Origin of the sequence: Lysinibacillus sp. FSL K6-0232, from assembly GCF_038008325.1 — a bacterium.
GTDB lineage: Bacteria > Bacillota > Bacilli > Bacillales_A > Planococcaceae > Lysinibacillus.
Genome location: NZ_JBBOYW010000001.1, coordinates 1,439,050 through 1,465,753, shown reverse-complemented (window position 1 = coordinate 1,465,753; position 26,704 = coordinate 1,439,050). Strand labels below are relative to the sequence as shown.

Annotated in this window: 29 protein-coding genes; 3 read left to right on the top strand and 26 right to left on the bottom strand. The window is 39.6% G+C overall.

What is annotated here, in order from left to right; translation table 11 throughout:
* Positions 1-96: 96 nt before the first annotated feature.
* Entirely contained in the window at positions 97-1,224 is a 1,128-nt protein-coding gene (locus MHB42_RS06985) for an IS4 family transposase (protein WP_340804000.1), read from the bottom strand.
* Positions 1,225-1,374: 150 nt separating this feature from the next.
* Here MHB42_RS06985 and MHB42_RS06980 point away from each other — a divergent pair, with 150 nt between their 5' ends.
* The 3 genes from MHB42_RS06980 (at position 1,375) to MHB42_RS06970 (ending at position 4,426) form a co-directional block, all read left to right on the top strand.
* On the top strand, positions 1,375-2,244 hold the full coding sequence (locus MHB42_RS06980; RefSeq protein ID WP_340805225.1) for a YitT family protein: 870 nt from the start codon (positions 1,375-1,377) through the stop codon (positions 2,242-2,244).
* A gap of 118 nt (positions 2,245-2,362) precedes the next feature.
* Positions 2,363-2,728: a pilus assembly protein PilB gene (locus MHB42_RS06975; RefSeq protein WP_340805224.1), complete on the top strand. Its 366-nt coding sequence runs from the start codon at positions 2,363-2,365 to the stop codon at positions 2,726-2,728.
* A gap of 348 nt (positions 2,729-3,076) precedes the next feature.
* Positions 3,077-4,426: an IS1182 family transposase gene (locus MHB42_RS06970; RefSeq protein WP_340803925.1), complete on the top strand. Its 1,350-nt coding sequence runs from the start codon at positions 3,077-3,079 to the stop codon at positions 4,424-4,426.
* 163 nt (positions 4,427-4,589) lie between these two features.
* Here MHB42_RS06970 and MHB42_RS06965 read toward each other — a convergent pair whose 3' ends face one another.
* From MHB42_RS06965 to folE, 25 genes are all read right to left on the bottom strand, one after another.
* A complete protein-coding gene (locus MHB42_RS06965) occupies positions 4,590-5,264 on the bottom strand; it encodes a zinc metallopeptidase (RefSeq protein WP_340808548.1) in 675 nt (224 codons plus the stop codon).
* Between the two features lie 60 nt (positions 5,265-5,324).
* Positions 5,325-5,921 (bottom strand): DUF1405 domain-containing protein, encoded by a 597-nt coding sequence (locus MHB42_RS06960; RefSeq protein ID WP_340805223.1) that lies wholly within the window; start codon positions 5,919-5,921, stop codon positions 5,325-5,327.
* Positions 5,922-6,115: 194 nt separating this feature from the next.
* Complete coding sequence (locus MHB42_RS06955) at positions 6,116-6,910, bottom strand: menaquinol-cytochrome c reductase cytochrome b/c subunit (protein ID WP_340805222.1); 795 nt, start codon at positions 6,908-6,910, stop codon at positions 6,116-6,118.
* A 41-nt stretch (positions 6,911-6,951) separates the two neighbouring features.
* Positions 6,952-7,626, bottom strand: coding sequence for a menaquinol-cytochrome c reductase cytochrome b subunit (gene qcrB / locus MHB42_RS06950; RefSeq protein ID WP_340805221.1), 675 nt, complete (start codon positions 7,624-7,626; stop codon positions 6,952-6,954).
* Between the two features lie 19 nt (positions 7,627-7,645).
* Positions 7,646-8,152 carry a QcrA and Rieske domain-containing protein gene (locus MHB42_RS06945; RefSeq protein ID WP_340805220.1) on the bottom strand — a complete coding sequence of 169 codons (507 nt, stop codon included), beginning with the start codon at positions 8,150-8,152 and terminating at the stop codon, positions 7,646-7,648.
* 156 nt (positions 8,153-8,308) lie between these two features.
* Entirely contained in the window at positions 8,309-8,758 is a 450-nt protein-coding gene (locus MHB42_RS06940; RefSeq protein ID WP_340805219.1) for a YpiF family protein, read from the bottom strand.
* Positions 8,759-8,888: 130 nt separating this feature from the next.
* Complete coding sequence (locus MHB42_RS06935; protein WP_340805218.1) at positions 8,889-9,446, bottom strand: ReoY family proteolytic degradation factor; 558 nt, start codon at positions 9,444-9,446, stop codon at positions 8,889-8,891.
* 14 nt (positions 9,447-9,460) lie between these two features.
* The gene (locus MHB42_RS06930; RefSeq protein WP_340808547.1) at positions 9,461-10,711 is read right to left on the bottom strand and encodes a tetratricopeptide repeat protein; all 1,251 of its coding nucleotides are present in this window, start codon (positions 10,709-10,711) and stop codon (positions 9,461-9,463) included.
* A gap of 111 nt (positions 10,712-10,822) precedes the next feature.
* Positions 10,823-12,112: a 3-phosphoshikimate 1-carboxyvinyltransferase gene (gene aroA / locus MHB42_RS06925; protein WP_340805217.1), complete on the bottom strand. Its 1,290-nt coding sequence runs from the start codon at positions 12,110-12,112 to the stop codon at positions 10,823-10,825.
* Positions 12,113-12,192: 80 nt separating this feature from the next.
* Positions 12,193-13,290 (bottom strand): prephenate dehydrogenase, encoded by a 1,098-nt coding sequence (locus tag MHB42_RS06920; RefSeq protein WP_340805216.1) that lies wholly within the window; start codon positions 13,288-13,290, stop codon positions 12,193-12,195.
* Positions 13,287-14,387, bottom strand: coding sequence for a histidinol-phosphate transaminase (hisC, locus tag MHB42_RS06915; RefSeq protein ID WP_340805215.1), 1,101 nt, complete (start codon positions 14,385-14,387; stop codon positions 13,287-13,289). The genes MHB42_RS06920 and hisC overlap by 4 nt, the downstream gene beginning before the upstream one ends.
* Positions 14,388-14,405: 18 nt before the next feature.
* Positions 14,406-14,774, bottom strand: coding sequence for a chorismate mutase (gene aroH / locus MHB42_RS06910; protein ID WP_340805214.1), 369 nt, complete (start codon positions 14,772-14,774; stop codon positions 14,406-14,408).
* Positions 14,771-15,862: a 3-dehydroquinate synthase gene (gene aroB, locus MHB42_RS06905; protein ID WP_340805213.1), complete on the bottom strand. Its 1,092-nt coding sequence runs from the start codon at positions 15,860-15,862 to the stop codon at positions 14,771-14,773. The genes aroH and aroB overlap by 4 nt, the downstream gene beginning before the upstream one ends.
* Before the next feature lie 3 nt (positions 15,863-15,865).
* The gene (aroC, locus tag MHB42_RS06900; protein ID WP_340805212.1) at positions 15,866-17,047 is read right to left on the bottom strand and encodes a chorismate synthase; all 1,182 of its coding nucleotides are present in this window, start codon (positions 17,045-17,047) and stop codon (positions 15,866-15,868) included.
* 273 nt (positions 17,048-17,320) lie between these two features.
* On the bottom strand, positions 17,321-18,091 hold the full coding sequence (locus MHB42_RS06895) for a CheR family methyltransferase (RefSeq protein WP_340805211.1): 771 nt from the start codon (positions 18,089-18,091) through the stop codon (positions 17,321-17,323).
* Between the two features lie 84 nt (positions 18,092-18,175).
* Positions 18,176-18,406, bottom strand: a complete 231-nt coding sequence (locus MHB42_RS06890; protein ID WP_340805210.1) for a hypothetical protein — start codon at positions 18,404-18,406, stop codon at positions 18,176-18,178.
* A gap of 175 nt (positions 18,407-18,581) precedes the next feature.
* Positions 18,582-20,207 carry a long-chain fatty acid--CoA ligase gene (locus tag MHB42_RS06885; protein WP_340805209.1) on the bottom strand — a complete coding sequence of 542 codons (1,626 nt, stop codon included), beginning with the start codon at positions 20,205-20,207 and terminating at the stop codon, positions 18,582-18,584.
* A gap of 75 nt (positions 20,208-20,282) precedes the next feature.
* The gene (locus MHB42_RS06880) at positions 20,283-21,050 is read right to left on the bottom strand and encodes a 3-hydroxyacyl-CoA dehydrogenase (RefSeq protein WP_340805208.1); all 768 of its coding nucleotides are present in this window, start codon (positions 21,048-21,050) and stop codon (positions 20,283-20,285) included.
* 15 nt (positions 21,051-21,065) lie between these two features.
* A complete protein-coding gene (locus tag MHB42_RS06875) occupies positions 21,066-22,214 on the bottom strand; it encodes a thiolase family protein (protein ID WP_340805207.1) in 1,149 nt (382 codons plus the stop codon).
* A 213-nt stretch (positions 22,215-22,427) separates the two neighbouring features.
* The gene (gene ndk / locus MHB42_RS06870) at positions 22,428-22,844 is read right to left on the bottom strand and encodes a nucleoside-diphosphate kinase (protein WP_340805206.1); all 417 of its coding nucleotides are present in this window, start codon (positions 22,842-22,844) and stop codon (positions 22,428-22,430) included.
* A gap of 86 nt (positions 22,845-22,930) precedes the next feature.
* A complete protein-coding gene (gene hepT, locus MHB42_RS06865) occupies positions 22,931-23,905 on the bottom strand; it encodes a heptaprenyl diphosphate synthase component II (protein WP_340805205.1) in 975 nt (324 codons plus the stop codon).
* 19 nt (positions 23,906-23,924) lie between these two features.
* Positions 23,925-24,629 (bottom strand): demethylmenaquinone methyltransferase, encoded by a 705-nt coding sequence (locus MHB42_RS06860; RefSeq protein ID WP_340805204.1) that lies wholly within the window; start codon positions 24,627-24,629, stop codon positions 23,925-23,927.
* Positions 24,630-24,644: 15 nt separating this feature from the next.
* Positions 24,645-25,412 carry a heptaprenyl diphosphate synthase component 1 gene (locus tag MHB42_RS06855; protein WP_340805203.1) on the bottom strand — a complete coding sequence of 256 codons (768 nt, stop codon included), beginning with the start codon at positions 25,410-25,412 and terminating at the stop codon, positions 24,645-24,647.
* Between the two features lie 256 nt (positions 25,413-25,668).
* Positions 25,669-25,887 carry a trp RNA-binding attenuation protein MtrB gene (mtrB, locus tag MHB42_RS06850; RefSeq protein ID WP_340805202.1) on the bottom strand — a complete coding sequence of 73 codons (219 nt, stop codon included), beginning with the start codon at positions 25,885-25,887 and terminating at the stop codon, positions 25,669-25,671.
* 62 nt (positions 25,888-25,949) lie between these two features.
* Positions 25,950-26,519, bottom strand: coding sequence for a GTP cyclohydrolase I FolE (gene folE / locus MHB42_RS06845; protein WP_340805201.1), 570 nt, complete (start codon positions 26,517-26,519; stop codon positions 25,950-25,952).
* Positions 26,520-26,704 lie beyond the last annotated feature (185 nt).

Sequence of the window (26,704 nt, the reverse complement as noted above, 5' to 3'; positions counted from 1 at the left end):
ATCACACTCCTATTTACCATCGTATAAAATTTACACCATTGTTGTCAAAACCAATAAAATGTCAGATAATAGATCACGCGTGTTGATTAGCCAAAATCACGTAACACTTTTTTGATAAATCATCCGAGCTGATGATAAGATTTCTTCGACGTACGTTCGCCATTTCACCGGAAGCGCATGCCAAAGAAACAGGCGTGTAAAACCTGCGAATGACAAGGAGTCTACGTCTGATTTCAACTGAATGCGGCTGTGTAAAAACTTTAATAAAACATAGGCAATTAACGCGGCGAAAAGCTGACTAAATACCGCATTTTTAGTCGTGCCAAATAATACTGGCACATTTAAATTTTGTTTAATCCAGCGAAAGAAGGATTCGATTGCCCAACGTTCCTTATACATGCCTGCGATTTCTTCTGCGGATACATCGCGAAGATTCGTGACGACACGTACAATCGCACCTTCATAATCGGTAAACTCGACAATACGATGGCGTTTTTCGGTTTGTTTTTGTGCCGTACCTAGCGTACAAGTAAAGTCTGCGACGATATTTGAACCTTCCACAGCTGCTCGTTGTAACGATTTTTTACGGTTTAACTGAATATTCTCTTTTAAACGAATGACAAAATCCTGCTGCGTTTTTGCATATCGATCGACTTTATCAATTGAAAAATAAGCACGATCCGCCACTAAAATAAAACGCTTATCTTCTAATTGAACACCGATTGGACCATCATGCTTCAGCCCAGTTGTTTCAACGATTTGAAGAGGCATACCTGTTTCATTTGTAAAGCTGACGTGCAGTTTGATCCCTGAACGATTCCCGTGATAAAGCGCCCATGGTAAACGAGTTTTTCCGACCGTAATCGTTGTCGAATCAATTGCCAGAAGTTCTTTTTTTAACTTGAGAGAACGCCTTGCAGCTCGGTTTAATCGGCCGACAATTAATTCGAAAATACGCTTCACGATGAGGTAATTCAGTTCACCTAAACGTTTTGAAAGTGTCGAATAGTCCACTGATTTTAAGCCGTGTGCGGGTGCAACATCCGCAGCGTGGCGCATACTTTTCCATTCAAATGTAGCAGCACCAACCAAGTAGTCTAAAAGTGTCGCTACATTACATTTACGAGCCGTATCTTCAAACTGAAACTCAGCTAGAATCCCGTCCAGTTCTTCCTGTGAAATAAAGTTTTGAAGTAATGTGAAAATCGTGGTATTCTTAGCCATGAGAGATTCCTCCTCGTAAATGTTGGTGTGGTAACTTACATTTTACATGGAATCTCTCTTTTTTATTAGTTTTTTATAGGAAAATTTAGTTAATCAACAGACGTGATAATAGATATCACTACTTCATTGATTGGAACTACAGGAGGTCAAATGTTAAAACAGCTTAAAATTCGTAATATTATCGCAATAATGCTCGGAGCGGCAATTTTTAGCTTCGGCTTTGTTCACTTCAACATGCAAAATCAGCTTGGTGAGGGTGGACTTAGTGGGATCACACTTATACTTTATTTTACATTAGGTTGGGACCCTGCCTTAATGAACCTATTATTAAATATTCCGATGTTTATTATTGGTTATCGTTTACTTGGAAAAAAATCCTTTATTTATACGTTAGTTGGGACATTATCCGTATCTGTTTTCCTTAAAGTTTTCCAAAAGTATCAATTTACGATTCATTTAGAGGATGATATGCTGCTTGTTGCACTTTTCGCGGGTGTCTTTGTTGGATTAGGGCTTGGTATTGTTTTCCGCTATGGCGGTACAACAGGTGGTGTTGATATTTTAGCTCGACTAGGACATAAATATTTAGGCTGGAGCATGGGGAAGACGATGTTTATCTTTGATGCCATTGTTATTATGCTATCATGGTTAACATTCTTAGATGCTCGTTCAATGATGTACACATTAGTGGCAGTCTTTGTTGGCGCACGTGTGATAGATTTCGTACAGGATGGTGCATATGCCGCTCGTGGTGCTCTTATTATTTCTGAGCAATCGGATGTTATCGCAAAGACGATTGCGCTACGCATGGAGCGAGGCATCACGATTTTAGAAGGACATGGGCATTTTACAAAACAACCGAAAGAGGTTATTTATTGTGTGATTGGTCGCAATGAAGTTGTGCGTTTAAAATCAATTATCCATGAGGTTGACCCCCATGCTTTCGTATCGATTATTGAAGTGCGAGATGTAGCAGGGGAAGGCTTTACATTGGATGAACAAAAACAGCCACTGCATTAAACGAATAAGAGAAAAAACTTGCTAGGAAGGATCACTCCTTTACTAATTTAGCATAATGGTTATTATAATTCAGTTCAAATGAAGGACTGGATTATAATAACTCAGAGAGGTAACAGAAATGGAAAAAAATTATAAAGCGAAGATGCTTTTGTTTCCGATAATAGTAACATTCATTACTGTGCTAAGTATTCATTTTATTGAAGGACTATTGGAGTCAGAGCAAATGTATTTAAGGCTAGCGATGTTAATAATGCTGTTTTTAGCCATCTATTTATTTACGGCTTTTTTAGTAGTTCCTATTAATATTTATCTTTCTGAAAAGCTTGGAAATAGGTTTGTTTCATTTATGCTGTTTAATAGTATAGGGTTCATTTTGATAGGTTGTATGGATATTTGGTTCTTAACGCTGATGGATTTAAAGTCTTTATATTTGATTTTTCCATTGTTCTCAATTTTAACGATTCCCTTTTTAAAAAGAGATTAGGACAGAGCGAATTTGTCCATTATGGCAGCCAGTTGGTTTTGAATAGATGAAAAACTTGTTATGGTCATACAACCATAACAAGTCAGACTGTAGACAAACTCAATGAATTTTGAGTTTGCCTACAGTCTTTTTTCTTTTACAATAAAATAAAGTAAAGCCGTTGATTTCCACTACGGGCGGACGCTTTCCGCGGGCGGGGTCGAGCTGCTTCCCTCGCTTCGCTCAGTCCAGGATCTCGACTTTCCCGCTTTTCCCGCAGGAGTCGCCACCCTTCGTTCCAATCAACTTCTACATAAAGAATTCCTTATTCATCTATTGATAAAAAGTACACTTTCGAGGTGATCAACCATGATGACAAAAAATCAAATCAATGAACGTGAACAATTAGAAATGCTAACGATTGATCAATTAGTTCCCCAAGATCATTTAGTGCGAAAACTAGAGGCGGCTATTGATTTTTCATTTATCTATCCTTTAGTAGAAAATCTCTACTCTGCTAAAGGACGCCCTAGTATTGATCCTGTTGTTCTCTTTAAAATGACGTTTATTCAGTACGTTTTTGGTATACGGTCCATGCGTCAAACCATCAAAGAAATTGAAACGAATATGGCGTATCGTTGGTTTTTAGGATTTGGCTTCCATACAGAAGTCCCGCATTTCTCTACCTTCGGTAAAAATTATGTCCGTCGCTTTCAAGACACTGATATATTTGAGCAGATATTCTATCGTATATTAAAAGAGATTATGCATCAAGGACTCCTCCATGCAGACCATTTATTTATCGATTCTACGCATGTGAAAGCGAGTGCGAATAAACGGAAGTATGATAAAAAGGTTGTACGAAAAGAAACACGGGCTTATGAAGAAAAACTTCAATTAGAGTTAAATATGGATCGTGAAGAACACGGAAAAAAGCCCTTTCCCCCGGAGAAGTTTGAAAAGGAAGAATGGAAAGAAATAAAGGAAAGCACGACAGATCCTGAAAGTGGGTATTACGTGAAGGATGAACGTACGAAGCAGTTTGCGTATTCCTTTCATGCAGCGACAGATGAAAAGGGCTTTGTCTTAGGTGCCATTGTGACTCCGGGAAATGTGCACGATAGCCATGTATTGCAGCCACTTGTTGAAAGAGTCATTCAAAACGTTCAAAAACCAATCGCTGTTGCGGCAGATGCAGCCTATAAAACACCAGCGATTACGAACTTTTTATTAGAGAATCAAATGTTGCCTGTTCTTCCGTATACACGACCTAAAACGAAAGATGGATTCTTCCGAAAGCATGAGTATATATATGACGAGCATTATAATTGTTATCTTTGCCCACAAGGGCAGATATTGAAGTATGCAACAACGACGAAAGGAGGATATCGGCAATATAAATCGAATCCTTTGATTTGTGCGAAGTGTCCAAACCTTTCCCAATGTACAGAAAGTAAGCATCATCAAAAACTCATTCAACGCCATATCTGGGAGTCATATGTGGAGGAAGCTGAACATTTACGCCATTCCTATGACATCAAACAGATTTATGCAAAGCGCAAAGAAACGATTGAGCGTGTATTTGCGGATGCAAAAGAAAAGCATGGTATGCGTTGGACAACCTTAAGAGGTCTAAAAAAATTGTCCATGCAGGCGATGCTTACTTTTGCTGCCATTAATTTAAAGAAACTGGCTACTTGGACGTGGCAAGTAGCTTAAGAGAGCAACTATGCTCGAAGAGTATGCTAGATTTGGTTGTATATAACCAAATCTATAAAAGAAATAGGAAGAAAAATGACAAAAGCCATCGAGAGTGAACCTCTCGATGGCTTTTGTCTACAGTCTGACTTGTTATGGTCATACAACCATAACAAGTTTTCTCTTAGTCATCACCGCGCATATTTGTAAATATTAAAATTAAACGTAATAGCTCTAATACAGCGACTGCTGCTGCTGCCACATATGTTAAAGCTGCGGCACTTAATACTTTACGTGCTGGACGCTCCTCTTCATTTGTAATAATCCCAAGTGAATTCATTTGCACTAAAGCGCGTTTAGATGCATCAAATTCTACTGGCAATGTTACCAATTGGAAGACAACCCCCGCTGCTAATAGGACAATCCCTAACAGCAAGAAATTTGTACTACTTGCAAAAATACCAATCATTACGAAAATCCAAGACATATTTGATGAAATATTAGCCACTGGAACGAGCTTACTGCGTAAAGTAAGCATAGAATAAGCTTCTTTATGTTGGATGGCGTGGCCTACCTCATGGGCAGCTACAGCAGCACCTGCAACACTCGCTTCATAAAAGTTACTCTCTGATAAAGCAACAGTCTTGGTTGCCGGATTATAATGATCTGACAACACACCTTGTGTCGGAACAACTCGTACATCATATAAACCATTGGCATCTAAAATCGCACGCGCTACCTCTGCACCTGTTTGTCCCTTCATTGTACGTTGTTTTGCAAATTTCTTATACGTCCCCTTTACCTTCATTTGTGCGTAAAGCGGCAACAGCATAATAATTACAAAATAAACAATATACATGCCTGTTGACAATATTCTAACCCCTTTCTACCTCGATACTATAATTTTATAATTAATGCTCTAATTCGGCAAATATTTGCGCCATTTAATTGAGAAAATAGCGAGTAAAATACAGGCAATGGATAACCAAAATGTAAAGTAGCCAATATAGCTTGTGTAGTTGGCTAAATCTCGATACATTGGCATTTGTCCAAAAACATAATCAATGACATCATTATGCAATGTCCAAATAGCCGCTATCACTACATGCCCATAAGAAAAAACGTATTTTTGAATATATAAAACTGCCTGTACTGCCATCGCAAAATGTGAACCTACAAGCATCCAACCTTGCCAGCCAATAGAGCCTGTTTCAATCAATGTCCAAATATTCATGACATCTGCCCATAAACCATATTTCACTAATGTAACAAGCGCTAAAACTTCCATCAGCGGCCAGCTTTTGCCCATAATCCAAGCTAGCAAAACAAAGCAAAAAAAGAGGCTCGCTGTAGGGCTATCTGGTACAAAAATATAAAAAATAGGCTTCGTCATTGCAAGCTGCCAACCATACCAATAATAGCCATAAATCGTTCCTATTACATTAATGATGAGCAAGGTGATTAAAAAGGATTTATGGGTGAGAAGATACCAAATATTCGCTCGTATTATGTGCATGATTACAACTCCTTGACTCCCAGCTTTACTAAAAATAGTTACAGCTTATTATGTACCTCTACCGTAATATTTAACAGCACGATAATGCCATTTTTTTATCCTACTATGTATAAGGGAACTTTTAGGCTTACGTTTCAGCCACAGCATGAAGGTAGAAAAAAAGAGCCAGTTTCCTGACTCTTTTAAATTATAGTTTATTCAACAGGTTTTAAGCTTGCAATAAATTCAGCTAATTGCTTTGCTTCTTCATCTGTTCCATTGAATTGACCTGCTGGCATCGCACCACGACCATTATGAATAATATCTTCAACTTCCTCAGCCGTTAAAGTATTACCACCTAATGCAGGTGCTGCTGGTGCTTCTGTAAAGTCAGCAGCGTGACAAGAAATACATGATTTCGCTTGCTCACCAGTTTCACCTGTCCAAATTGCATAACCTGGAAGTGTTTCATCTACATTAAATTCCACTTGTGTTGGAATTTTACCCATCTCTTTTTGAGCTACCCAGTCATGGTTAGCCACTGACTCCCAAGTTAGGTAGAACATTGCTGCTAATGTTAATAGCATAAACGCTGTTGGTAATGGACGTTTAGATGGACGGCGCTCTGGACCTTTGTCTAAAAATGGCATTAATAATAGCGCTCCAAATGCAAGACCTGGCATCACAATAGCTCCAATTACATTGTATGGACCAGAAGCAAATGAGTATTTTAAAAGTTGATACATAAATAAGAAGTACCAGTCCGGTAGTGGTGTATATGCTCTAGTTGGATCAGCCGGCCCTTCAAGTGGTGACGGGTGAGCGACTGTTAATAACAAGTATCCAATTAAAAATACAGCACCTACCATCCATTCCTTCAGTAAGAAGTTCGGCCAGAAAGCTTCCGTCTTACCTGGATATTCGGAATAATCCTTCGGAACGTTCGGCATTCTGTGATTCGCTTTAATACGTGAATCGCCGACAAATTTCATTCCTTTTCCGCGATGCATAGTGTCCCCTCCTTTTAAAGATCATTGAACCGTTTCGTTCATTACAACGGTCCTGAAATTCCTTGTCGACGAATCATGATAAAGTGTGCTGCAAGTAACCCAAACAATACTGCAGGCAAGAAGAATACATGAATCGCAAAGAATCGTGTTAACGTTTGAGCACCTAGAATCGTTGTGTCACCCGCTAATAATATTTTAATCATTTCACCGATAAACGGTACAGATGCAGCAATTTCGATACCTACTTTTGTAGCGAATAATGCTTTCATATCCCATGGTAATAAGTATCCTGTAAAACCAAGACCCATCATTACACCAAAAATACCTACACCAACCATCCAGTTTAACTCACGAGGCTTCTTATAAGAACCCGTGAAGAATACACGAAGTGTATGTAAGAACATCATTACGATAACTAATGAAGCTCCCCAGTGGTGCATACCACGTACGATTTCACCAAATGCTACTTCGTTTTGTAAATAATAAACTGATTTCCAAGCATTCACAACGTCTGGTACATAGTACATTGTTAGGAACATACCAGATAAAATTTGAATTACTGTGATGAAGAATGTTAATCCACCAAAGCAATAAACGAATGCTGAAAAATGATGTGCAGGGTTAACGTGCTCTGGCACTTCGTGGTCGGCAATATCACGCCAAATCGGTGTAATATCTAAGCGTTCATCGACCCAATCATAAATTTTATTTAGCACTTTTGTCGTACCCCCTTACTTATTTAACTAGAGTATTTGCTTTTGCTGGACCAATCATTAAATAGCCATCTTCTTCTTGTACATCAAATTCATCCAACGGACCTAGAGGCGGTGTACCTGCAACGTTTTTCCCGTTTTTCTCGTAACGTCCTGCGTGACATGGGCAGAAGAATTGATCAGGGTGTGCTGAATCTCCACCCCAGTCCACCATACAACCTAAATGCTTACAAACTGGTGAAAGGGCAATGATTTGATCGCCACTTTTATAAACCCATGCTACATCTGTAACCTGTGATTTGTACCATGCATCCACTTGTTCATATGAAAAGTCAACTTTTACTGGCTCTTCAGTCAGGTCAGCGATTTTATGCTCTGTTTTCACAAAATCTCCACCATCATGCTTTTGTAACACTGGATCAATTGCAAAACGAACCATTGGCATTAGCATACCTGCCGCCATAAATCCACCTACACCAGTCAGTGTATAGCTTAGAAACTGACGACGTGAAACTCGATTTTTACTCACTTATTTTCCCCCCCTCTAACTTAAAGGTCAGTCCAACGGACATACTTTTACAAATAGTAATACTAGGACATATATATGATATATCAAGTCCATAGCTTGGTCAATATAGCATTCTGTGGAAAGCTGGAGAATGTGAACATTTATTGAAGCTAAATGTTACATTTGTGCCCATTTCGTCGAAAGCAATGGAATCACTTGGCGCAACTGATCTTCCAAGATAGATTTTTTAACATTCGCATCCATACTTTCTAGTGGAATTGCTGGTAACCAAATCATATTTACGTTATCTCCAATACTTGTCCAAAAATGATCGCAAGTAACGAAGAACACATGCTTAAAGCCAGCATTATGTAATTGTGCTTCTAATTGCTGTGGCAAGTCATCAGATTTTAAAGATGGTATATACGAAAATGGCGGCATAACGAGCAGACGTCCCTTAAATTGCTTTTCTATAAAAGATGTTAAAGACATAATAAAATCTGCTTCCGCACCGCTCTGCTTTATTTTTTCGGCAGCTAGATCGATGGATACAAGTGGCACAATGGCTGTATCAATAAAATCCTTCTGCGCCATAAATGCTGTGACATCGTTTGCATTAAAATACATTTACCAAACCTCCTTTTACTGCAAAATAAAATGCCCTTCTCCACACTTTAATAGGATAACCAATTAAAAGTGAAAGCAATCATTCACTAGTAATGTTACCATATTAAAGCGGTGAAAGGGCATTCAAATTTTACCTATGACTCGTTGTTTCCTTTAATGCTTGTAACAAATTAGACAATTCATAAAAACGTTCCTTATCTCCCTTATCAAGAGCCTCATCAATTTGTGCAAGTAATTTTTCTTCCTGGAATACGAGTAAGCTATTGGAAAGCAGTTCTTCCGCCAGTAACCGATCTTTTTCACTCACAAGCAGTGTTTCTGGCATATATGGGTTTTCTTCTAGAACTGCTAAGTATTGTGCACTTGGTGGTACATTTGGAAAATTCAATTGGATATACATATCTTCCTGCTCATGTAAGCGCAAATCATGGAATGATTTCTCAGCATCTGCCGTCATTACATTGCCTTTATAAAATCGAAAAGGCACACCTGTTGAATCAACTGTTGACATCACCATTGCTCTTGGACAATAGTGAGCTTCCTCCACAAAACGGATTCGTTTTAAAAGATCATCATTACTTAATAAATAATTTAAAATCCATACACATTCTCGTCGCTTCAATTGATAATTTTTTAAAAACCATCGAACAAATGCCTTTTTATCAACAACTGATACAGAAGCAGTCATACCCACTCCCCCCTTTACTCAAATTCTAAGGTTTCTAATAGCTCTTGCCACACTGGTTCACCTGGTTGTATGCTTAATAATTGTTCAAGAACCTCTTTTGCCTCTGAACGTTTGCCTTCCTCTACTAAAAAGTAAACATATTTTTCTAAAAATGCTGCGTCTTCCTTAAAATCATTATATGCCAAACGGTAAAATTCGTATGCACGGTCGTACAATTCTAAATTTTCATATGCCTCTGCCGCAAAAGGATATAACGCACTCCATTCAAAATCATTTTGCTGTAAGGTTTCAAACAATTCGATGACGTCCTCATAACGCTCCTGCTGTCCAAAAATGGCTGTAAGAGCCAATACTGCCTCCATATATTCAGGATCAAGCGCTATTGCCTCACGCAAATATTGCTCCGCTTCCTCTGGTAATCCATTTTTTAGTGCCATTTTCCCTGCAAATAAATAGAGTGACTTATCATATTCATCGCGCTTTAAACCTTCCTGTATAGCCGTGTATGCTTTTTGATTATCCTCTAGCATGGCATAGCTTTCCGCAAGCAATAAATACGCTGAGAAGTAATCAGGGTCTAATTCTTTTAATTCCTCCAATTGCTTAATGGCTATCTCATATTTTTGAGATTGGAAAGCAGAATAGGCAGCGCCAAATAAAACATCAGGCTTTACCTCATCCTCAAGTGCTTTTACATAATAATCAAACGCTATTTCATAGGCAGCACCTGCACGATAGACCTCTGCCAGTCGCTCTACAAGGTTTACCCCTGCAAATTCACCTTGCTGCTCATATAATTCCTCATACAATCTAGCAGCCTCTAAAAAGCGACCTGTTTCAAATAACAGCTCGGCTTTCGCAAAGTGCAGTAATGGCTCGTCTGGCAAAATTGCCAATGCCTCATTAATACGGGTTTCCGCTACCTCAAATAGCCCTTGCATTTGATAATAATCGGCTAGAACAAGTAATGCTTGAGGGTACTCTTGTGATGTGTCATCAATTGCTAATAATAAATCCAATGCCTCGTCCTCATCACCAAGCTCCATTAACACATTTGCATGATCTATTTTTAACTGTGCCTCCTCTGGAAATAAAAATTGTAAATGCTCCAGCACACGGTCAGCTTCCTTCATATATCCATATTGCATAAAAATTTCAGCTAGCGCATAGATATCCTCTGGTAGCTCCTTTGTTAAAAATGATTCCAGTAGCTGATCGATTAATGCCAAGTTTCCTTGCTCAAGTGCTTGCATCATTTCAGTCATCGCATTGTTCACAGTTATTCACCTATTCTTTCATTAATACCTTTATGCTACAAAACATTTCCTATTGAAACAAGAAAAAACTCCCCAAAAGCTTGGAGAGTTTATGATTGCTTATTTCTTCACGGCTTCAATATGCTCAAAGAATGATGGGTATGATACAGCGATACAGTCAGCGTCGTCTAATGTGACTGCTCCATCTGTAATTAATGCAGCAATTGCACCCATCATGCCAATACGATGATCACCATATGTTTGCAGGCTCGCACCATGCAGTGGTGTTGGTCCTTGAATAATCATGCCATCTGCAGTTGCTTCAATATTCGCTCCTAGCTTTGTTAGCTCATTGACAACAGCTGTTATACGATCCGTTTCCTTCACTTTTAGCTCCTCAGCATCTTTAATCACTGTTCGACCTTGTGCTTGTGTAGCAAGCAGTGCAATAATTGGAATTTCATCAATTAAACGTGGAATCATATCGCCTTGAATAGTTGTAGCGGATAATGATGATGCTGCTATTTGTATTGTTGCTGTAGGCTCCGCTTGTGCAGCATCATTTGGCGTTACTGTCATTGCTGCCCCCATTTTTTGAAGAACCTCTATAATACCATCACGCGTTGGATTAACGCCGACATTTTCTAGCGTTATTGTACTATTATCGCAAATAGCTCCTGCCACTAAGAAGAAGGCTGCTGAGGAAATATCGCCTGGTACAGCAACATGCGTTCCTTGAAGTGCTTGTCCACCTTCTATGGAAACAACCCCATTGTTGACATCTACATGTGCACCAAATTGACGCAGCATTCGCTCTGTATGATCTCGCGATACCTCTGTTTCTCGTACAATTGTCGTTCCTTCAGCACGTAAGCCCGCAAGTAAAATAGCAGATTTTACTTGTGCGCTCGCTACAGGCATTTGATAATCAATTGCTTGCAGTTTTGTTCCTTGAATAGCAAGCGGTGTATATTGTCCATTTGCACGACCTGTAATGTGAGCACCCATTTGGCGTAGCGGGTCAATCACACGGCGCATTGGTCGCTTGCCGATAGAGGCATCTCCTGTCATGACGGAATGAACCGAAGAACCTGCTAAAATGCCCAGCATTAAGCGTGTTGTTGTGCCTGAGTTACCTGTATACAATACCTCTGTAGGCTCCTGCCAATTGTCAATTCCCGGACTTTGAATTGTTACATTTGTTCCCTCTACCTTAATACGAGCACCAAGCTTTTGGAAGCAATCAATGGTACTTAAGCAGTCTTCACCTAATAAAAAACCTTCCACTGTTGTTGTACCTGTAGCAATCGCTCCAAACATCACAGCACGGTGAGAAACGGACTTATCGCCAGGAATCGTTAATGCTCCTTGTAAAGAAGGCTTATTATATTGCAAAACTTTTTCACTCATTGATTTTCTCCCTTTCTATGAAGACGGGACTGCCAAGAAAGGTAATGTTTTCTTAGCAGTCCGCCTCTATTATCAATATACTATGAAATATATGTTTCGAATTTCGCTCGTTTTTGAATACATGTCGCTGCACGTTCACGGTCATTTTCACTTTGGAAGCTAATAACAAGAATACCAAAAACATCTTCACGAGATTCTACAATTCTTAAATTTGTAATACTAATCGCTTCATCCGCAAGCAAGCCTGTCACCTCTGAAATCACACCTGGATAGTCAGGAACATCCACATATAAATCGAACGGTGTATACATAGCACCTGCCCCAATTGGTAATTCATCTCGCAGCTCTTTAGCAACAGCAAAATAATCCTCAATATCTTGCGCTGTACCACTTGTTAGTAGTTCCTTAATGCGATGCATCTCCTTTTCCCAGCCCTCAAGCTGTGTCAGTAGCTCATCACGATTTTGTAACGTAATATCTCGCCATAAGGTAGGATTAGAGGAGGCGATACGTGTCACATCACGAAAACCACCTGCTGCAAGGGAACGTGTCATTGGGTATTCCCCATTCTCGCCTCCTAGTTGATGAACAAGTGAGGCAGCAATTACATGCGGGAAATGACTAACAACCGCTGTCATATGATCGTGTTCGCTGGCAGATACACTAACAACCTTTGCATGCGTGAATTTTAGCAAGCTTTCAAGCTGTGCCATATGGACAATTTCCTCACCAGCAAGCGGCGTTAGCATATAGTAAGCATTCTCGAAAAGATGGGCCTTTGCAGCTAACACACCACTTTTATGAGAGCCTGCCATTGGGTGTCCACCAATAAATGTAATACCAAGCTCACGTAGCTCCCCAGCTTTTTGCATAATTAATTTTTTGGTACTTCCTGTATCTGTTACAATCACTTTATTTTTTAATGGCCATGATTTTAATTGCTCCATCCACTCAAGTGTTGCATTAACGGGTGTGCCAAAAATAATAACATCAGCATCCGCAGCAACTTCCTTTGGGTCTGTGACAATATCATGGACAATATTTAATGTTTTGGCATGCTCACGTGTTTGAGCATCCACATCATAGCCAATAATTCGAGTTTCAGGTGCTTTTTGTAAAGCAAGTGCAATAGAGCCACCAATTAAGCCTAGCCCGATAACGAGCACTTTGCGTGTCATGCAAAAACTCCCTGTTCCTTTAAAATCACATCAAGCTGGCTCAGCAATGCTGCATTTTGAGCCTCTGTGCCAATTGTCACACGGATAAATCCTGGCATTCCTAAAGCATTACCACTGCGGATAATAAAGCCCTTTTTCATCAGCTCTTGGAACACAACATCACTATCAGCCTTTGTATCAAAGAAAATAAAGTTTGTATCAGATGGGAAGTATTTCAAATTATGCTTTTCACAAAACTCAACATATTGCTTTTTACCTTTTTCATTTGCATCACGACATGCTTGAATATAGTCCTGATCACTAAGTGCAATAGCTGCAACAGCCTGACTTAAAATTGTATTATTAAATGGCGCTCTTACAGGATCAAGCTTGGCAATGACCTCAGGCTGTCCAATGGCATAGCCAACGCGGAACGAGGCAAGACCATATGCTTTTGAGAATGTACGTAATAAAAGAACATTTGGATAATCATCAATAATCGGCAATGTATTTTTATGACCTGAGTGTGTCACATATTCAATATAAGCCTCGTCTAAAATAACGAGAACATCGCTTGGCACTTTTGCTAAAAAATTACGTAAATCAGCATCAGGAATAACAACACCTGTAGGATTATTCGGGCTACATACCCATACAACAGATGTTTGTTCATCAATTGCTGCTGCCATCGCATCTAAATCATGTGCGCCATCAACGCAAGGAATTTTGCGTACTTCTGCACCTTCAATTTCAGCATTATGCCAGTATTGAGAGAAGGATGGGTCAGCCATCACAGTATTGACACCTGGATACAGTAAGGCACGCGTAATAATAGCAATTAAGTCATCAGAGCCATTTCCAAAAAGAAGTTGTGTTTCTTGCACGCCTAAATAATTCGCAACAGCCGTACGCAAATTTTGAGCGTAGCCGTCTGGATAAAGTGCATGATTCACTGCATTATTTTGCAAATAAGCAGTTACCTTTGGTGAGCATCCAAATGGATTTTCATTTGATGCTAATTTAATAACTTCCTTTAAGCCATATTCACGTTGTACTTCTTCAATTGGTTTCCCTGGCTTATATGCTTGCATACCATCCAATTGCTGTTTCCATTTCATCTACAACATCTCCTCTACTTATTTCGCCTGCGCTAAATCTGGTCTTAATTTCACTGCATCATTAAGATACACATGCTTAACATCTTTCTGTGCTACTTCTACATTTGCATGAATTAATACACGAATACATAATGGCAATGCATTGGGTACATCCATTTCATGTGTACACATCACAGGCACATATTGCCAGCCCTCCATCAAACGTACTGCACGTGCAGGAAATGCTGAAGTAATATCAGGTGTTGCAGAAATTACAATCGATGCAATATCATCGATTTCCACATCATTGACTGCTACAACCTCACGCACTAATCGCGCTGTTTCATCCCATACAAGCTCTGGCTTGTCAGATTCAATTGTTATCGCTCCTCTAAGTCCACGAATCATACAAGCACCTCCGCTAATAGCTTTCTATACTCTGCATCGACCTCTTGACATTGTGCTAAATCAATAGCTTGTACAAAAGGTTTGCCGATGTCCTCTAATAATACAAATTGCAAAATACCATATTCTGTCTTTTTATCCTTCAACAAATAAGTTGTTAATTGTTCAAATGAATACTCAGCAACAGCCTCAAAAGGATAGCCATTTTTGATAGCAAACTGTAAAAAGGCTGTGGTAAATGCACGATCTAGCTTGCCGTATTGTTCGCTTAGTAATAAACAATAGACAAGCCCAATCATAACAGCCTCACCATGTGCTACCTTTCCATAGCCAGCAGCAGCCTCAATGGCATGTCCATATGTATGACCTAAGTTTAAAAATTTACGTACAGATTGCTCTGTTTCATCCTCAGCAACAATATGTGCCTTCACTTCAATGCCTTTCTTAAGCTGTTCGGCTAATTCATGCTGATTAAAATGAAGCACCGAATCTGCTGCCATTAGCTTCTCTAGCCAGTCGCGATCAGAAATCATCGCATGCTTTATTAATTCTGCTGTTCCTGAACGTATTTCACGTTCGGATAAACTTGCTAAAAAGGCTGTATCATAAATAACACCTTCAGGCTGATAAAATGCACCAATCATATTTTTTCCTAATGGATGATTAATGGCTGTTTTACCACCAACTGCCGAATCATGCGCTAAAATCGTTGTTGGAATTTGAATAAATGGAATGCCGCGCATATAGGTAGCTGCCACAAAGCCTGTTAAATCGCCGACAGCTCCTCCGCCAAAGGCAAAAACAAATGATTTGCGTGAGCATTTTTGCTCCAATAAAAATGTTTGTGCAGCATTATATTGCTCAAATGTTTTACATGCCTCACCACCAGGCAATATAAAAACTTCAAAATCATATGGGAAATTTGAGGTGAAATATTCACCTTGTGCTGCCCACACATTAGCATCTGTCAGTACAATCAGCTTATCTGCTTTTTCTAGCTTATGTGCAAATCCTTGTATAGCTTCTGTTAAAAACTGATGACCTAATACAACCTCATAATGATGTGATTTTGTTGCAACTGGTACACGCATACATTAGAACCCCTTTGTATATTGTCGATGTTCATCAATTTGAGCTTTTAGTTGTGGTAGTTGGTCACTATGGAATTGCTCTAAAATTGCATTAGCTATTTCCCAGGCAATAACATGCTCGGCTACAATAGATGCTGCTGGTACTGCACAGCTATCAGAGCGTTCAACGCTTGCTTTAAATGGCTCTTTTGTATCAATATCCACACTTTGTAATGGTTTATATAAAGTAGGAATTGGCTTCATTACACCACGTACAACAATTGGCATACCAGTAGACATTCCGCCCTCTAAGCCACCAAGTCGATTGGTCACACGTGTATAGCCCTCTTCTTCAGACCAAATAATTTCATCATGCACCTCAGAGCCTTTACGACGTGCCATTTCAAAGCCAATGCCAAATTCTACACCTTTAAATGCATTAATGGATAGCATAGCAGCCGCTAATTTAGCATCCAGCTTACGATCATAATGAACATAAGAACCTACACCTGCTGGCACTCCTTCAATGATAACCTCCACAACGCCACCAATGGAATCGCCAGCTTTTTTCGCTTCATCAATTGCCTCTACCATTTTGGCTGATGCCTCTGGGTCCACACAATAGCATGGGTCAGCTTCTACAATGGCACGAATTTCATCTGCAGATTTCCCTTCTACCAAGGAAGTATCAGCTTTAATCCCTACAATTTCTGTAACATGTGCCACAATGGAAATCCCTAATTCATTTAATAATGCCTTTGCCACAGAGCCCACTGCTACACGTACAGTTGTTTCACGGGCTGAAGAACGCTCCAAAACATTGCGTAAATCACGATGACCATATTTCATACCACCTACTAAATCCGCATGACCTGGTCGTGGTCGTGAAATTTGACGTTTAATCTCCTCTGGATTCACATCATCTGCTAACGGCTCAGCACCCATAATTTTTGTCCAATGCTTCCAGTCATCATTTGTGACAACTAGTGCTACAGGAGAACCAAGTGTTTGTCCATGACGTACGCCTGCAACAATCTCTACTGTATCTGTTTCAATTTGCATGCGACGTCCACGTCCATGACCTCCTTGACGTCGTTTTAAATCATGATTAATTTTTTCTGCTGTAATTGGTAAGAGTGATGGTAGCCCCTCAATAATTGTTGTTAATTGGGGTCCATGTGACTCACCTGCTGTTAAGTAACGCATAAAACACTTTCTCCCTTCAACTCGCTAAAGTATGTATTTTTCACTATAACATATATTCTTTAAAAAAACAGTCCTTTTGCCAATGCTTTTAGACATTCGCCTTATTAACTATTCCTTAAATGTGAATATTCTGAACGATTTATGATAAAAAATACGCCTTTGCTTATAGTAAGCGAAAGCGTATCAATTATCTCTATCCAATGCTTTGCTTTCATGTATGTAGATAACAGCTAAGATGTCATTCATACAAATGCTTTTCATTCATATTATTAATTATTTTTTTCGATAGAAGAATGTATCCTCTACCTCAAATTCATAACGAGCTGGATTAAAAATTTGCTCTGTTGATCCAACAAATAAAATACCATCCTTGCGTAAAGCTTTACTAAAATCGTTATAAATCTGATCTTTCGCTTCCTCTGTAAAGTAAATCATAACATTGCGACAAACAATTAAATCATAATTGCTATCATAGGAATCCTTTAATAAATTATGCTTTTTAAAGGTTACACATCGCTTAATTTCATCCTTTACACGATAGAAGGAGCCTTCTTGTTCAAAATACTTGGCTTTAATATCTTGTGGCACTTCTGCTAAAGAGCGTTCAGGATAAACTCCTAGTTTTGCCTTTTGAATAACATTTTCATCCAAATCAGTGGCGATAACTTGAATTTGCGATAAAGGTACTAATTGAGATAATACCATGACTAATGAATAAGGCTCTTCTCCTGTTGAACAAGCAGCACTCCAAATTTTCAAACGTTTATTTGTTTGTAGTAATTTCGGAAATATTTTCTTTTGCAATACTTCCCAACGCTTACCATTACGATAAAATTCGGAAACATTAATCGTCATGCGATCTAAAAACTCATTCATTAAATCACGATCTTGTTCAAGTGCCTTTAGAAAGTCCACAAAATTACGATAGCCCTTTTTCTCATAAAGAGAGGTTAATCGTCTTTTCATTTGCGCTTCTTTGTATAACGCTAAATCAATTCCTGTTTTGCGCTTAATACCTTCTATAAATTGTTCATAATCAGACATACAGTCATCTTCCCCTCTAGCATCGTATTTCCATTATAGCGGAAAAGAGCCAATCCTGAAATAGTCTTTCTCATGTATCATTAGTTACTTCTGTGTGTTTTGTTTTTCCTCTAATAGTAACACTTTCGACTGCTCTAATTCCAGACGCATTTTTTCAGTTTCCATTGTATATGTTTCTAATCGAAGCTGTTCTAGCTCAAGCTCTTTCTCGATTGCCTTTAGCTTAATTTTTTGCTGTCTTGTATGTGCGTCTGTAAAAATACCAGCTAAGGAAATAATAACACCACCAATAATCGCTACAATAGCAATTGACAATCCGTTCACATCCTTTCGTTACTTAAAATTATACAGCAAAATCAACTAAATCGTTTCACTTTTCTGGAATTTATGTGCATAAAAAAATGAAGGTAGCCTGTCACCACCTTCATCGCATTATATGGAGCAGTTTTTTCTTAGATGGAGCATCCACTCTTTCGAATTAAGCGCCTCATTAAACTTGTACTTGATAATCTTTTAATTCTTCTCGTAATTTTGCCTTTAAAAACTTCCCTACAGATGTTTTCGGTACCTCATCAATAAATACAATATCATCTGGAATCCATGTTTTATGGAACTGTGCTTGTAAGCTTTCTAGCAGCTCCTCCTTGGAAATGGCATCCTTATATTCAGGCTTTGGCACTACACAGGCTAATGGTCGTTCAAGCCATTTTTCATGTGGAATAGCAATTACAGCAGCCTCAAATACTTTTGGATGCGACATTAACGCATTCTCAAGGTCTACAGAGGAAATCCATTCCCCACCGCTCTTAATTAAATCCTTTGTACGATCGGTAATTTTAATATAGCCATCAGACGTCATCACCGCAATATCTCCCGTATAAAGCCAGCCATCCTTAAAGGCTTCCTCCGTACGCTCATCACGGTAGTATTCATTGGCAATCCATGGGCCTCGAATCGTCAGTTCTCCCATTGTTTTGCCATCCCATGGCACTTCACCATTTTCATTGATAATCCGTGTTTCAATCAGCGGCATTGTCATCCCTTGGGTAATTCGAACATTCATTTTTTCATCAGCACTATAGTCCTCCATATGCGTTAAATAGGTGGATAGACTGACAAGCGGCGATGTTTCTGTCATCCCATAGCCTGTCATATAAGGAATATTAAGCTCTTCCTCAAAGCCACGTACAAGCCCGATTGGTGAGGCAGAGCCACCACAAACAATTAATCTCATGGATGATAAATCGCGAGGGTTTTGACGTTGCTCCTGTAAAACACCAAGCCAAATGGTTGGCACGCCTGCTGTTAGCGTTACTTTATATACTTCAAATAATTCCAATAAAAGCTGTGGTGTAAACAGCGGTCCCGGCAATACTTGTGTCGCACCAAAGCCAACACTTGCAAATGGCATGCCCCATGCATTAGCATGGAACATTGGTACAACTGGTAGGACAACATCTGATTCGCGAATAGCAATACTATCTGCAAGCCCCGCTGCTAAGCTATGGAGCACAATACTGCGATGCGTATAAACAACACCCTTTGGCATACCAGTCGTGGCACTTGTATAACACATCCCAGCAGGTGCATTTTCATCTAAATCCTCTGGGAATGTAAAATGCTCATCGGCATCTGCTAACAGCGCTTCATAGGACAGTGCATTTGGAATTGGTAATGATGCCACATCTACAGCATCTCCCATAATAATAAAATGCTTGACTGTTGTAAGCTGCGGCACAATTGGTGCAATAAGTGGCACTAAATTATCATCAATCAATAAAATTTCATCCTCTGCATGATTAATTACATAAGCAATATGCTCAGGCGCTAGCCGAATATTAATCATATGCAGCACCGCTCCTGCACAAGGCACGGCAAAATAGGCTTCCAAATGACGATGATGATTCCAAGCAAATGTCCCTACCTTCATCCCACGCTCCATGCCCAGCTTTGTTAGCGCATCTGCTAATCGACGAGTTCGTTTTACATACTCTTTATATGTAAACTCATGAATGGTTGTAGCACTTGTTCGTGAATAAATTTTCTTAGCATGAAAAAATCTCTCCGCACGATTCAAAAAACTTGTTAATAATAAAGGTGTATCCATCATATGCATTATAACGCTCCCCTTCGTAGACAAATTTTTGAAATAATCAAGCTCAACAGCTACTACAAATCCACTAGCTTCTACTTATTTTGGCTGCATACGAATAGCTCCATCTAGGCGAATCACCTCCCCATTTAACAAGCCATTTCGAATAATACTATCAACTAATAGCGCATACTCCGCTGGCTTACCAAGACGTTTAGGAAATGGTGTCATTTGCGCAAGGGCTACTCTTGCAGGCTCTGGTAATGTTGCAAACATTGGCGTTTCAATTAAGCCTGGTGCAATCGTCATTACACGCACACCAATAGCCGCAAGCTCCCGTGCAATTGGCAATGTCATCGCAGCTACACCACCCTTTGAAGCACTATAGGCTGCTTGTCCAATTTGCCCATCAAATGCAGCGACAGACGCTGTGTTAATAATAACGCCACGCTGCCCATCTTCATTTGGCTCATTATGCTGCATTTTTTCTGCCGCTAAACGAATCACATTAAATGTACCTACTAAATTCACAGCTATAATTTTTTCAAATAGACCAAGCGCATGAACGCCACGCTTTGACAGCACCTTACTAGCATCCGCAATGCCTGCACAGTTAACTGCAACATTCACCTTGCCAAAAGAGGCAATCGCTTGCTCAAGACCTGCTGCTACATCCTCTTCTTTCGTCACATCTACTCGCGCATAAAGAGCATTTTCCCCCAGCTCCATTACAAGTGCCTCTCCACGCTCATCATTCACATCAAAAATAATCGCTTTGCCGCCTTGTCCAACAATATGGCGAACGGTCGCCTCCCCTAACCCTGATGCACCACCCGTTACGACCGCTACTATTTCATGGTTCTCCATCCAACATAACCCCTTTTACATTTTTTCAATAATCGTGGCATTGGCCATCCCCATACCTTCGCAAATAGCCAGTAAGCCATAGCAATAATTTTCCCGCTCCATCCGGTAAAGCATCGTTGTTAGCAGCTTTGTCCCTGTTGCGCCTAATGGATGCCCTAGTGCAATCGCTCCCCCATCTGGATTAAGCTTCTCAGGGTCGCCACCAATTTCATGCAGCCAGACGAGCGGCACAGGTGCAAAGGCTTCATTGACCTCATACGTATCAATGTCCTCGATTGCAAGGCCTGCTCGTTCCAACGCCTTTCTCGTCGCCTCAATTGGTCCTGTTAGCATTAATGTTGGGTCAGAGCCTACAACAACCCTTGTGTTAATTTTAGCCAATGGACGAATGCCAAGCTCCTGTGCCTTGTCCAAAGACATCACAACAACAGCGGATGCCCCGTCACTCATTTGGCTTGCATTTCCTGCTGTAATAACGCCATCCTCCTGAAACACCGTTTTTAAGCCATTTAAAATATCGACGGTTGTTTCTGCGCGCGGACCCTCATCCACTGCAAATGTTGCCATAGAGCCATCCTCCTGCGGTATTTGAATAGGTAATATTTCTTCTTGGAAACGACCTGCTTCAATGGCAGCAATTGCCCGCTGATGGCTTTGATAGGCATAGTGATTCAACTGCTCTTTCGATAAAGACCATTTTGCAGCGATTTTCTCTGCTGATAGCCCTTGATGGATAATTGTATAATTTTCTTGTAAGCGTTTACCTTTATGGGCATTTTCCATATTAGCGCCCATCGGCACCCTTGTCATACTTTCTACGCCACCTGCAATCACAATATCCATATCCCCCGCTAAAATTGCCTGTGCTGCAAAGTGAACAGCCTGTTGGCTAGAGCCACATTGACGATCAATCGTTACTCCAGGCACACTGTCAGGAAAACCTGCCATTAACAAGGCTGTACGTGCAATATTCGCACCTTGTTCAGCGGTTTGCGTCACACAGCCTAAAATGACATCGTCTACCTGTGCCTTGTCGATGCCTGCTCGCTGTATCGCCTCCTGCAGTACATCCGCTGCTAAATCATCTGCTCGAACATGACTCAGTGCCCCCCTACTACGACCGACGGCTGTTCGAACTGCTGCAACAATCACCACTTCCCTCATTTACATACCCCTTTTCTTTGATCATCCTTCACAGTTTATTGAGAAGGCTAACGATATATTCCTTATTTAATTATCAGAATATTATAGCATTTATTGTACATGATACAGAAGTTTTTAACAATTCTTTATGTATCTAGCAATAGATTCCATCGTTTTTTTGGACAATAAAAAAAGCAATCCCAATATTGTGAGATTGCTTTATCTATTCACAAATTAAACTAAATCTTCACCGAAGAATAAGCCGATTTCGCGCTCTGCAGAAGCAAGAGAGTCAGAACCGTGGATGATGTTGTGAGAAACAGTTGTTGCATAGTCACCACGGATTGTACCTGGGTTAGATTCTTCAGGTTTTGTTGCACCCATCATTGTACGAGCAAGTTTAATGATATTTTCGCCTTCCCATACCATAGCGAATACAGGACCAGAAGTGATGAAGTCAACTAATTCACCAAAGAATGGACGCTCAGCATGCTCAGCATAGTGCTTTTCTGCTAATTCTTTTGGAATTACCATTAATTTAGCACCTTTCATGATAAAACCGCGACGTTCGAAACGATCAACGATATCTCCGATTACTTGACGCTCAACGCCATCTGGCTTAACCATTAAAAAAGTTTTTTCAATTGCCATGTTTAAAACACTCCTTAAGTTCGTCTAACAGGTTTTACACCTACCGATAAATATTAACAAAAAATGAGCCTTTGTACAACAAAAAGCTAGAATTTGCGCTTACCCATAAACAATGCAACATCACGCAGTTTTTTCTTAACGGGATGTTTTGGTAAAGCCTCTATTTCCTGTAAAGCCTTTTTTAAGTATTTATCACTCATACGATTAGCTTGCTCAATCGCAGGAGATTTACGCACATATTGCAGCATATTTTGACGTTCCGATTCTGTTAATGTACCTGCAAACACCTTTACTAAGTATGGTTGCAGCTCTGGATCATCTTTCAACAATAATATCGGTAAGGTAATATTGCCCTGCAATAAATCACTACCTGCTGGCTTTCCTAATTCCTTATCTGTTGCCATTATATCTAACACATCGTCGATGATTTGGAAGCTCATGCCAACAAAGTAGCCGAAGCGTTTTAAATGGCGTACTGTTTTTGCATCTACACCTGCCGCTACAGCACCTAGCTCACAGCTAGAGGAAATAAGCAATGCTGTTTTACGTTTAATTCTTCTAAAATAATCTTTTAAACCTTGATCTAGTCTAAATTTATCCTCAATTTGAATGACTTCACCGTTACAAATCTCTACCATTGTACGTGCTAAAATTTGATGTACAAGTGGGTCTTCTAGCTTTGTAATATATTCTAGAGCACGTGCAAAAATAAAATCGCCCGTGTACATTGCTACTCTATTATTCCACTGTGATTTGACCGTTGGGCGTCCTCGTCGCATATCGGAATCATCAATCACATCATCGTGTACAAGAGATGCCATATGAATAAGCTCTAAAGGCACTGCTACATCCTTCATCTTCTCAATATCATATTCGCCAAATTTCGCACCTAGCAACACAAAAATTGGTCGTATCCGTTTGCCACCAGCTTGTAGTAAATGGAGAGAGGCATCGTTGATCAAATAGGAAGACGAGTCCACTGCTTGTTCTAACTCTCGTTCAATGATATCGATATCTGATTTCAAATCGGAATAGAGTAGTTTTAACTTCATCTTTTCCACGTGTGAAAACCTTCCCCCATTAACGTACCTTTTTAAAGCCCATATGCATTGCCGCAGCCCCGCCACTGTATGCTTTGTACGTTACTTTTTCTAATCCTGCCTGCTCAAACAATGCCGCTAACTTCTTCATACCTGGGAAATCATTTGCAGATTCCTGTAGCCAAGAATACTCCTTATAGCTTTTCGCAAATATTTTACCAAATATCGGCATTATAAATTTAAAATAAAAACGGAATAGTTGACGATAACCCGGAATTTCTGACTGAGATGTTTCCAAGCAAACAACCATACCACCTGGCTTTACGACACGCTGCATTTCCTTTAAAACTTGTAAATAATCTGGTACATTACGAAGACCAAAGCCAATTGTGACATAATCAAATGTATTGTCTGGAAACGGTAATTCCATCGCATTACCATGAACCAGCTCAATTTGTGGATATGGCTTTACTTTCTGTTCGCCAACCTTTAGCATATTTTTACTAAAATCTAGTCCCTTAACCTCGCCCGTTTCGCCAACTGCCTCCGCTAATGCAACTGTCCAATCCGCTGTTCCACAGCATACATCAAGTGCCTTTGCTCCAGGTTTTACAGCCATGCGCTTCATCGTATCGTTACGCCAGCCAACATGCATCTGGAAGCTAATGACACCATTCATTTTATCGTAGTTGTCCGAAATACTTTCAAATACTTCGTGAACATGTTCTTCTTTTGTTTTAGCCATTTTGAAAAACCTCTCTTATCCGTTAGTAGACGCAATGGATGCCTCTACATGTGCACGTAAAGCCTGTTTCACATCACTTTGTAAAAATGATGCATGATTAATCAGCTGTGATAGCTCTGTTTTTAACTGTCTAATTTTCTCTTGGACGGCACTTGCAAAGCTTGCGCCAATTTGCTGGACACTTTCCTCAAGTGCCTTGCCCATTAAAGACATTTGCCCATGTTGATAAGCTATCCATTCTCTTTCCAAACGTAAAATTAATAAACTTTTTTCAATAAGCGGTATATATTCATGAAAAGCATACAAATTGAAAAATTGAGCAATTAAGCCTGATTCAATATTGCTCATAGAGGTGTACCATTGCTCGATTGTTCGTTGATGTGTTTCATATACTTTTATCTGGTGTTCACAGCGTGCTACAATTCCTTGCGACAAGCTTCGAATTAATGCGACATTTCCAGACATCGCCAATATTTCATAGTAACGGCCACTATAAAAATCTCCAGCCAAAACCGTTAGCTGCTGCTCCTTCGATGTAGCATCTTGCTCTTTAATATGATCGTGCGCTGCTAATGCTGCATAGACAATACCAACCGTAACAGCAGCTTCCTGTTGCTCTTGTTGCCATTCCTCACCATTCAAAAATGGGATTAACAAATAAAACAATTGATTTTCATCTAGCACAGGCACACCTGTGTATTTTTGCAAAGTTCTATGACGAACATCCATGAAAATCTCTGTTTTTAACTGTGTAATTGAATTTTGAATGTATGTTGCATTCATAGACCTTACTCCATTTCACTTTCAAATACGTTCACCTTCGTAGAGGCTTAACGTTTGCTTACTGAGTCATTATAGCATACGCAACGATTCGACATAAAAAATTTTTACTTTCTTCACAATAGGATAGGCAGTAAAGCATTCCCATAAATGGATGTGAAAATGCCAACTGCCCATAAAACCATAGCTTTCGTTTTTTCCATCTAGCCTTTTCGAAATTAGCTGTCACTAGACGCATATGCTGCATAAACGAAAGCCATTATTTTTTTGCTTCACTATGAATAACACCATGTGCTGTATGAATTTGCGCTTTCCCACGAATTTTCATCGCAGATGTATGTTCTGTAAATTGAGCTATCATTACTTCGCCGGTATCTAGTTTTTCTGAATGGTGAAATTTTGTATCAGTTCCACGTGTTAAACCAATAACATGTACACCATCTTCCTCTGCTTGAATAACAATATAATCTTGTGACATTCTTGTACACTCCTTAAATCCGACAAATTCTTAGTTCATCATAACATAATTAGACATACAATTTAAGACATTTGAATAAATGACAGCACTTCTCTACGTTTTATAGCATCTTCCTCGTAAATACCACGCGCAACAGATGTTACCGTTTTAGAGCCCGGCTTTTTCAGCCCTCTCATCGTCATACACATATGCTCTGCCTCAATCACAACATAAACACCCTTTGGCGCAAGCATTTCCATAATTGTATCTGCCACAGAAGCTGTAATACGCTCTTGTAGTTGTGGTCGACGAGCAATCGTTTCAACAGCACGACCTAACTTACTAAGCCCAGCGACAACGCCGTTATTTGGTATGTATGCAACATGTGCTTTACCGTAAAAAGGCACTAAATGATGCTCACACATCGAATAAAAGGGAATATCCTTTACAAGCACTAATTCCTCATGATCCTCATGGAATACCGTTTTAAAATAATCTTTGGCATCCTCATGCAGCCCGCTAAACATTTCCGCATACATTTTTGCGACACGCTTCGGTGTATCCAATAAGCCTTCGCGATGAACGTCCTCACCTACCGCCTCTAAAATCATTTTTACCGCTTCCTCTATTTTCAATAAATCAATATTCGACATCCAAAAACCCTCCTGCGTATCAAAACATTACACATTTCCTTATGCATCGTAGCACATCCAAAAGGCAAGCGCAAAATGACTTACTTATTTCCAAAAAAATTTACGATCAAATTAGCAAATGTTCTATGTAAATTTACTATTAAGTTAAAAAGAGCAGCCCTCATGCAATTGACATGAAGACTGCT

Bases quoted from the DNA above. Each gene is read 5' to 3' on its own strand.
- MHB42_RS06920 (WP_340805216.1), bottom strand. From the start codon at position 13,290: ATGACACGCAAAGTGCTCGTTATCGGGCTAGGCTTAATTGGTGGCTCT.
- folE (WP_340805201.1), bottom strand. From the start codon at position 26,519: ATGTCGAATATTGATTTATTGAAAATAGAGGAAGCGGTAAAAATGATT.
- ndk (WP_340805206.1), bottom strand. From the start codon at position 22,844: ATGGCAATTGAAAAAACTTTTTTAATGGTTAAGCCAGATGGCGTTGAG.
- MHB42_RS06880 (WP_340805208.1), bottom strand. From the start codon at position 21,050: ATGGAGAACCATGAAATAGTAGCGGTCGTAACGGGTGGTGCATCAGGG.
- aroC (WP_340805212.1), bottom strand. From the start codon at position 17,047: ATGCGTTACTTAACAGCAGGTGAGTCACATGGACCCCAATTAACAACA.
- aroB (WP_340805213.1), bottom strand. From the start codon at position 15,862: ATGCGTGTACCAGTTGCAACAAAATCACATCATTATGAGGTTGTATTA.
- hisC (WP_340805215.1), bottom strand. From the start codon at position 14,387: ATGAAATGGAAACAGCAATTGGATGGTATGCAAGCATATAAGCCAGGG.
- MHB42_RS06875 (WP_340805207.1), bottom strand. From the start codon at position 22,214: ATGAGGGAAGTGGTGATTGTTGCAGCAGTTCGAACAGCCGTCGGTCGT.
- MHB42_RS06855 (WP_340805203.1), bottom strand. From the start codon at position 25,412: ATGAATGCAACATACATTCAAAATTCAATTACACAGTTAAAAACAGAG.
- aroH (WP_340805214.1), bottom strand. From the start codon at position 14,774: ATGATTCGTGGACTTAGAGGAGCGATAACAATTGAATCTGACAAGCCA.
- MHB42_RS06930 (WP_340808547.1), bottom strand. From the start codon at position 10,711: ATGACTGAAATGATGCAAGCACTTGAGCAAGGAAACTTGGCATTAATC.
- MHB42_RS06960 (WP_340805223.1), bottom strand. From the start codon at position 5,921: ATGCACATAATACGAGCGAATATTTGGTATCTTCTCACCCATAAATCC.
- MHB42_RS06985 (WP_340804000.1), bottom strand. From the start codon at position 1,224: ATGGCTAAGAATACCACGATTTTCACATTACTTCAAAACTTTATTTCA.
- MHB42_RS06940 (WP_340805219.1), bottom strand. From the start codon at position 8,758: ATGTATTTTAATGCAAACGATGTCACAGCATTTATGGCGCAGAAGGAT.
- MHB42_RS06895 (WP_340805211.1), bottom strand. From the start codon at position 18,091: ATGTCTGATTATGAACAATTTATAGAAGGTATTAAGCGCAAAACAGGA.
- MHB42_RS06860 (WP_340805204.1), bottom strand. From the start codon at position 24,629: ATGGCTAAAACAAAAGAAGAACATGTTCACGAAGTATTTGAAAGTATT.
- MHB42_RS06965 (WP_340808548.1), bottom strand. From the start codon at position 5,264: ATGTATATTGTTTATTTTGTAATTATTATGCTGTTGCCGCTTTACGCA.
- MHB42_RS06975 (WP_340805224.1), top strand. From the start codon at position 2,363: ATGGAAAAAAATTATAAAGCGAAGATGCTTTTGTTTCCGATAATAGTA.
- MHB42_RS06980 (WP_340805225.1), top strand. From the start codon at position 1,375: ATGTTAAAACAGCTTAAAATTCGTAATATTATCGCAATAATGCTCGGA.
- MHB42_RS06935 (WP_340805218.1), bottom strand. From the start codon at position 9,446: ATGACTGCTTCTGTATCAGTTGTTGATAAAAAGGCATTTGTTCGATGG.
- MHB42_RS06885 (WP_340805209.1), bottom strand. From the start codon at position 20,207: ATGCATATGATGGATACACCTTTATTATTAACAAGTTTTTTGAATCGT.
- MHB42_RS06970 (WP_340803925.1), top strand. From the start codon at position 3,077: ATGATGACAAAAAATCAAATCAATGAACGTGAACAATTAGAAATGCTA.
- aroA (WP_340805217.1), bottom strand. From the start codon at position 12,112: ATGAGTGAAAAAGTTTTGCAATATAATAAGCCTTCTTTACAAGGAGCA.
- mtrB (WP_340805202.1), bottom strand. From the start codon at position 25,887: ATGTCACAAGATTATATTGTTATTCAAGCAGAGGAAGATGGTGTACAT.
- MHB42_RS06955 (WP_340805222.1), bottom strand. From the start codon at position 6,910: ATGCATCGCGGAAAAGGAATGAAATTTGTCGGCGATTCACGTATTAAA.